The sequence below is a fragment of the Synechococcus sp. CS-1329 genome (assembly GCF_025128055.1).
In the GTDB taxonomy this organism is placed as follows: domain Bacteria; phylum Cyanobacteriota; class Cyanobacteriia; order PCC-6307; family Cyanobiaceae; genus Regnicoccus_A.
This window is the reverse complement of record NZ_JAHLYS010000010.1, coordinates 1-6829: the sequence shown is the minus strand read 5'-3', so window position 1 is coordinate 6829 and position 6829 is coordinate 1. Positions and strand designations below refer to the sequence as shown.

7 protein-coding genes are annotated in these 6829 nt (G+C 66.6%); 5 read left to right on the top strand and 2 right to left on the bottom strand.

Annotation, left to right across the window (positions count from 1 at the left end):
* Positions 1–438: phosphopantothenoylcysteine decarboxylase (locus KQ304_RS01440; protein ID WP_311133876.1), on the top strand; the 438-nt coding region annotated here is incomplete at its 5' end.
* Here KQ304_RS01440 and KQ304_RS01435 read toward each other — a convergent pair.
* Positions 374–715 (bottom strand): hypothetical protein, encoded by a 342-nt coding sequence (locus KQ304_RS01435; RefSeq protein WP_259735351.1) that lies wholly within the window; start codon positions 713–715, stop codon positions 374–376. The genes KQ304_RS01440 and KQ304_RS01435 overlap by 65 nt on opposite strands.
* Before the next feature lie 135 nt (positions 716–850).
* Between KQ304_RS01435 and KQ304_RS01430 the strand changes: the two genes are divergently transcribed.
* The 4 genes from KQ304_RS01430 (at position 851) to KQ304_RS01415 (ending at position 5526) form a co-directional block, all read left to right on the top strand.
* Positions 851–1669, top strand: a complete 819-nt coding sequence (locus tag KQ304_RS01430; RefSeq protein WP_259735350.1) for a photosystem II manganese-stabilizing polypeptide — start codon at positions 851–853, stop codon at positions 1667–1669.
* 124 nt (positions 1670–1793) lie between these two features.
* Positions 1794–2966 carry a sulfate adenylyltransferase gene (gene sat / locus KQ304_RS01425; RefSeq protein WP_259735349.1) on the top strand — a complete coding sequence of 391 codons (1173 nt, stop codon included), beginning with the start codon at positions 1794–1796 and terminating at the stop codon, positions 2964–2966.
* 54 nt (positions 2967–3020) lie between these two features.
* On the top strand, positions 3021–4865 hold the full coding sequence (ftsH3, locus tag KQ304_RS01420) for an ATP-dependent zinc metalloprotease FtsH3 (RefSeq protein ID WP_259735348.1): 1845 nt from the start codon (positions 3021–3023) through the stop codon (positions 4863–4865).
* Positions 4840–5526, top strand: a complete 687-nt coding sequence (locus KQ304_RS01415) for a bifunctional 4-hydroxy-2-oxoglutarate aldolase/2-dehydro-3-deoxy-phosphogluconate aldolase (protein WP_259735347.1) — start codon at positions 4840–4842, stop codon at positions 5524–5526. The genes ftsH3 and KQ304_RS01415 overlap by 26 nt, the downstream gene beginning before the upstream one ends.
* Here KQ304_RS01415 and aroC read toward each other — a convergent pair.
* Entirely contained in the window at positions 5508–6596 is a 1089-nt protein-coding gene (gene aroC, locus KQ304_RS01410; RefSeq protein ID WP_259735346.1) for a chorismate synthase, read from the bottom strand. The two genes, KQ304_RS01415 and aroC, sit on opposite strands and share 19 nt — an antisense overlap.
* Positions 6597–6829 lie beyond the last annotated feature (233 nt).

Here is a 6829-nt window from a genome sequence, read left to right as displayed (position 1 = left end):
GACCACGGCCGCGGCACCCCGGAGCTTCAGAAGCTCAGCAAGCAGGACCTGCTCACCAGCCTGGGCGCTGGCTGGTGTGAGGTGCCGGATCTGCTGGCCCGGCTGGTGGCCCGCCGCAGCCCCGGCCAGCGGATCCTCGGCTTTGCCGCCCACACGGGTGATCTGCTGCCCCAGGCCCGGGCCAAACGGCTGCGCAAGGGCTGCGATCTGCTCTTCGCCAACCCGATCGATCAGCCCCAGGCCGGTTTCGGGGCGAGCGGCAACGAAGGCTGGCTGCTGGGCCCGGGGGAGCGGGAGCTGCGCATCGAGCCCGCCGGCAAGTTCGCCGTGGCCCATCAGCTCATCGCTGCCCTCGGGGCCCTGCTGGATCCGCTCAGGCCGCCAGCGGAGGCTCCTCACGCAGGGCCGGCTGGTCGTCGCGCTGCAGCAGATCCATGAACGTGCGCAGCTGCAGGCGGGGGATGTAGGGCCAGCCGCCGCTGCGCTCCATGTCCCTGAGCAGGGCGAACAGGTGCTGACGATCGCCCGGCAGGCTGCGGCGGAAGGCGCCATCCTGAATCGAGCGATGCAGGGTTTCCAGCTCCCGCAGCAAGCTGAGCAGCGCCTCGGGCTGCCCTTCGAGCTCCTCGGCGAGCTGGTGGAGATCCCGCACCAGTTCGCCGACGGCCTGCTGGGGAGCCTGGGCTTCGGCCGGAGCGTTGAAACCTTCGGTCATGGCTGCCGTGTTGCGTCCCGTCCTACGGGTTGTTGAGAGCCGCAACATGCTACCGGGACTGGGGTTTTTCATCTGTAGGATCCCTGCTGGCGCACCCACCACCAAGGTTTCACCCTGCTTGTGCGGCTTCTCCCAATGCGTTTTCGACCCTTTCTGGCCCTCGTGCTGGCGCTCTGCCTAACGCTGGTCACAGCGTGCGGTAACGGCGCCAAAGCCGTTGATCGGGCCAATGTCACCTACGACGACATCGTCAATACAGGCAAGGCCAACGACTGCCCGACCCTTCCGGAGTCGGCTCGCGGCTCCATCCCCCTTGACCCGGCCAACAGCTACCAGCTGCGTGAGGTCTGCCTCCACCCGAGCGAAGTGTTCGTGAAAGGTGAGCCCACGAACAAGCGCCAGGAGGCTCAGTTCGTGGAGGGCAAGATCCTCACCCGCTTCACCTCCAGCCTTGATCAGGTCTACGGCGATCTCAAGATCGACGACACCACGCTCACCTTCAAGGAGCTTGGCGGCATCGACTTCCAGCCGATCACCGTCCTCCTGCCGGGTGGTGAGGAGGTGTATTTCACCTTCTCCACCAAGAAGCTGGTCGCCACAGCCGATGGCACCACCATCAGCCCGAGCACGGATTTTGAGGGCCCCTACCGGGCTCCGAGCTACCGCACGGCCAACTTCCTTGATCCCAAGGGCCGTGGCCTCACCACCGGCTACAGCAGTGCCGTCGGTCTGGTCCCTGCCGGAGACGACGAAGATCTCAACAAGGAAAACATCAAGCAGTACGTCGATGGCGTCGGCACCATCAACCTCTCGATCACCAAGGTCGACAGCGCCACTGGTGAATTCGCTGGCGTGTTCACAGCGATTCAGCCCTCTGACACCGACATGGGCGGCAAGGTGGCCGTTGATGTGAAGATCACCGGTGAGCTCTACGGCCGCCTCGAGCAGGCCTGAGCCCAGGTCTCGATTGAGGCTTCACCGCCGGAACGGGCCCCTTCGGGGGCCTTTTTCTGTGGCCGCTCCCAGGCCTTTGACGCCCACTCTGGAACAATTGGCTTCATCTGCTGTTGGCCTCTCCATGACCACCGCTGCTCCCTCAGGGCGCTCCAGCACCGGCCTGATCCCGCCCCACGGCGGCACGCTGGTGGATCTGATCGTGCCGGCTGAGCAGCGGCAGGCGTTGACGGCGGGCGTGGATCGGGTGATCGAGTGCAGCCACCGCAACGCCTGTGACGTGGAGCTGCTGATGGTGGGCGGCTTCTCGCCGCTGCAGGGCTTCATGCACCAGGAGGACTACGAGGCGGTGGTGGCAGGCCACCGCACCACGTCGGGGCTGCTGTTCGGCCTGCCGATCGTGTTCGACACCGACCAGGAGGAGGTGGCGGTGGGCGAGCGCCTGCTGCTCACCTACCAGGGCCAGGAGCTGGCGGTGTTCACCGTGGAGAGCCGCTGGGAGCCCGACAAGGTCAAAGAGGCCAAGGGCTGCTACGGCACCACGTCTCTTGAGCACCCGGCAGTGCGCATGATCGCCAGCGAGCGCGGCCGCTACTACCTCGGCGGTGCCCTCCAGGGCCTGGAGCTGCCCCAGCGGGTCTTCCCCTGCCGTACCCCGGAGCAGGTGCGCTCCGAGTTGCCCCACGGCCAGGACGTGGTGGCCTTCCAGTGCCGCAATCCGATTCACCGGGCCCACTACGAGCTGTTCACCCGCGCCCTGCACGCCACCAATGTGAGCGAGGCAGGGGTGGTGCTGGTGCATCCCACCTGCGGCCCCACCCAGGAGGACGACATCGCCGGTGCGGTGCGTTTCCAGACCTACGAGCGGCTGGCGGCGGAGGTGGCGAACCCGCGCATCCGCTGGGCCTATCTGCCCTATGCCATGCACATGGCAGGGCCGCGGGAGGCGCTGCAGCACATGATCATCCGCAAGAACTACGGCTGCACCCACTTCATCATTGGCCGCGACATGGCGGGCTGCAAGAGCTCCTTGAGCGGTGAGGATTTCTACGGCCCCTACGACGCCCAGGACTTTGCCCGCGACAACGCACCGGAGCTGGGCATGGAAACGGTGCCTTCGCTGAACCTGGTGTACACCGAAGAAGAGGGCTACGTGACGGCCGAGCACGCCGAAGCGCGGGGGCTGCATGTAAAGAAATTGAGCGGAACCCAGTTCCGGCAGATGCTGCGCAGCGGCGAGGAGATCCCAGAGTGGTTCGCCTTCCGGAGCGTGGTGGAGGTGCTGCGGTCCGCCTGACGGTCCCCAGCGACGGTTAACATTCTGTTACTTCCCCTCTCAGGAGCACGCAGGTTGAAAAAACGCTGGCGCAACGCGGGGCTTTATGTGCTCCTGGCGATCGTGGTGATTGCGGTGGGCTCCGCTTTCCTGGGTCGCCCTGATCCGGCCAATGCCCCCAGAAGCCTCCGCTACAGCGATTTCGTTGAGGCGGTTCAGGAGAACCAGATCTCGCGGGTGCTGATCTCCCCCGATCGGGGCACCGCCCAAGTGGTGGAGAACGACGGCAACCGGGCCGTGGTCAACCTCGCCCCTGACAAGGATCTGCTCAAGCTGCTGACCGATCACAACGTCGACATCGCCGTTCAGCCCAACCGTGAGCCAGCCGCCTGGCAGCAGGCCGTGGGCAGCCTGCTCTTCCCGCTGCTGCTTCTCGGCGGTCTGTTCTTTCTGCTGCGCCGGGCCCAGGGCGGCGGTGGCAACCCCGCCATGAGCTTCGGCAAGAGCAAGGCCCGCCTGCAGATGGAACCCCAGACCCAGGTCACCTTTGGTGATGTGGCCGGCATTGAGGGCGCCAAGCTCGAGCTCACCGAAGTGGTCGACTTCCTCAAGAACCCTGATCGCTTCACGGCCGTCGGCGCCAAGATCCCCAAGGGTGTGCTGTTGGTGGGCCCTCCGGGCACCGGCAAAACGCTGCTGGCCAAGGCCGTCGCCGGTGAGGCCGGTGTTCCCTTCTTCTCCATCTCCGGCTCGGAGTTCGTGGAGATGTTCGTGGGCGTGGGCGCCAGCCGCGTGCGTGATCTGTTCGAGCAGGCCAAGAAGAGCGCCCCCTGCATCGTCTTCATCGACGAGATCGACGCGGTGGGCCGGCAGCGGGGCGCAGGCCTCGGCGGCGGCAACGACGAGCGCGAGCAGACCCTCAACCAGCTGCTCACCGAAATGGACGGCTTCGAGGGCAACACCGGCATCATCATCGTGGCGGCCACCAACCGCCCGGATGTGCTCGATTCAGCCCTGCTGCGGCCGGGTCGCTTCGATCGCCAGGTGGTGGTCGACCGTCCTGACTATGCCGGCCGTCTGCAGATTCTCGGGGTCCATGCCCGCGGCAAGACCCTGGCCAAAGACGTCGACCTCGACAAGGTGGCGCGCCGTACCCCCGGTTTCACCGGTGCTGATCTCGCCAACCTGCTCAATGAAGCGGCGATCCTGGCGGCCCGCCGTCAGCTCACCGAGGTCTCGATGGATGAGGTCAATGACGCCATTGAGCGCGTCATGGCCGGTCCGGAGAAGAAAGATCGCGTCATGAGCGAGAAGCGCAAGCGGCTCGTGGCTTATCACGAATCGGGCCATGCCCTGGTGGGCGCCCTGATGCCCGACTACGACCCGGTGCAGAAGATCAGCATCATTCCCAGGGGCCAGGCCGGCGGCCTCACCTTCTTCACCCCCAGTGAGGAGCGGATGGAGTCGGGCCTGTATTCGCGTTCCTATCTGCAGAACCAGATGGCCGTGGCCTTAGGTGGCCGCGTCGCTGAGGAGATCGTCTACGGCGAAGATGAAGTCACCACCGGAGCCTCCAACGACCTCCAGCAGGTGGCCCGTGTCGCCCGTCAGATGGTCACCCGCTTCGGCATGAGCGACAAGCTGGGTCCCGTGGCCCTCGGCCGCGCCCAGGGCGGCATGTTCCTCGGCCGCGACATCGCTGCTGAGCGCGACTTCTCCGAAGACACCGCCGCCACCATCGATGACGAGGTGGGTCTGCTGGTGGCTGAGGCCTACCGCCGCGCCAAGCGCGTGCTGCTCGAGAACCGTCTGGTGCTCGATGAACTGGCCGAGATGCTGGTGGAGAAGGAAACCGTCGATGCCGAAGAGCTCCAGGAGCTCCTGATCCGCAGCGATGTGCGCGTGGCTGAATACGTCTGAGTCGCTGACGCTGCTGGATGAATTGCGGGCGCTGCCACTGCTGGCGGTGCTGCGCCCGTTTCATCCCCTAGAGGCTGTGTCCCGGATCGCGCTCCTCGCCGCGGCCGGGATTCGCCATGTGGAGATTGCCTGGAGTCCATCGCCCCGCTGGAGCCACGACTGCCGTGAGCTGGTCCGCCGTTTCCCTGCTATCCGCTTCGGGGCGGCCTCGGTGCGCAGCATCGAGGCCCTGGAGGCGGCCCGGCAGGCCGGCTTCAGTTTCGCCTTCTCCCCCGTTCTCGATCCGGCCCTGCTGAGCTGTGCCCAGCGCCTGGGCATTGGCCTGGTGCCTGGGGTCTTCTCCCCCACGGAGGTGCAGCAGGCGCTGGGGCTGGGCTGCGCGGCCGTGAAGCTCTTCCCGGCCACGACCCTGGGCCCTGGGTACTGGGGTTCACTTGCGGCGGCCCTGGAGCCCCTGCCCTTCTGCATCGCCGCCGGCGGTCTGGAGGTGGCCCATCTCGATGCTTGGCTCCAGGGGGGTGTCGATGCCCTGGCCCTGGGCTCCACCCTCTTCGAGCCCCTCCATGCTGCGGGGGCCGCTCCCCGCCTGGATCCGCGCCTGGCTGGCTGGGTGGCGGCCTACGTCTCTGCGGCAGCGGCCGATCACCAGAGGCTGCACTGAGCCTGCTGGCGCAGCAGATGGTCGGCCAGCACCAGAGCCACCATCGCTTCGACCATCGGCACCGCCCGGGGCAGTACGCAGGGATCGTGGCGACCTTTCGCCTCCAGCACCGTGGCTTCGCCGCTGGAGGTCACGGTCTGCTGGGCCTTGCGGATCGTGGCGGTGGGCTTGAAGGCCACCCGCAGCACGATGGTTTCGCCGTTGCTGATGCCCCCCTGGATGCCGCCGGAGTTGTTGGTGGCGGTGCGCAGGCTGCCGTCAGTGGTGGCGAGGAACGCGTCGTTGTGCTCGCTGCCCCGTTGCAGGGTGCCGTCGAAGCCGGAGCCGATCTCGAAGCCCTTGGTGGCCGGCAGCGACATCAGCGCCTTGGCCAGATCCGCCTCCAGCTTGTCGAAGACCGGCATGCCCAGCCCCACCGGCGCCCGGCGCACCACGCATTCGATCACGCCACCGCAGGAATCACCCTCGCGGCCGATCGCCTCGATGCGCTCGATCATCCGCTCGGCGCAGGCGGCATCGGGGCAGCGCACGATGTTGGCCTCCACGTCGGCAAGCGTGACGCTTGCCGGATCGATCGTGGCCTCGATCGTGTGGATCCGCTTCACCCAGGCGATCACCTCGGTGCCATGGGCCCGGGTCAGCAGTTGTTTGGCGATGGCACCGGCGGCCACCCGGCCGATCGTTTCCCGCGCCGAAGCCCGGCCGCCGCCGCTGCGGGCCTGGATGCCGTACTTCGCCTGGTAGGTGGCATCGGCGTGGGAGGGGCGGAAGGCCACCGCCATCTCGCTGTAGTCGCCAGGACGCTGGTCCTTGTTGCGCACCACCATGGCGATCGGTGTGCCCAGGGTGACGCCATCGAGCAGGCCGCTGAGGATCTCGACGCGGTCATCCTCCTTGCGGGGGGTGGTGATCTTGCTCTGGCCCGGTTTACGGCGATCCAGCTCCGCCTGAATGGCCTCCAGGTCAAGGGCCAGCCGCGGCGGGCAGCCATCGACGATCACCCCCACACCACCGCCGTGGGATTCGCCGAAGGTCTGAATCCGGAACTGATCACCGAAGCTGCTGCCCATGGCTGCGTCACGCTGACGCGAGCGTAGGGGAGCTGCCGATCAGCTTGAGCACGGGGATCGAGAGCAGCAGCGCCAGGCAGAGCAGCACCAGAACGGCCATGAAGCCCGGCACCAGCCTGATTCACATCCCCTGAATCGCCAACAAAAAAGCCCCTGCCGTGGCAGGGGCTTTCAGTCTCTTGATGAAACTCACTGGTGATGCAGTGGTGGGCCCGTGGACCCACCGGTGGCAT

Bases quoted from the DNA above. Each gene is read 5' to 3' on its own strand.
- sat (WP_259735349.1), top strand. From the start codon at position 1,794: ATGACCACCGCTGCTCCCTCAGGGCGCTCCAGCACCGGCCTGATCCCG.
- KQ304_RS01415 (WP_259735347.1), top strand. From the start codon at position 4,840: ATGTGCGCGTGGCTGAATACGTCTGAGTCGCTGACGCTGCTGGATGAA.
- aroC (WP_259735346.1), bottom strand. From the start codon at position 6,596: ATGGGCAGCAGCTTCGGTGATCAGTTCCGGATTCAGACCTTCGGCGAA.
- KQ304_RS01435 (WP_259735351.1), bottom strand. From the start codon at position 715: ATGACCGAAGGTTTCAACGCTCCGGCCGAAGCCCAGGCTCCCCAGCAG.
- KQ304_RS01430 (WP_259735350.1), top strand. From the start codon at position 851: ATGCGTTTTCGACCCTTTCTGGCCCTCGTGCTGGCGCTCTGCCTAACG.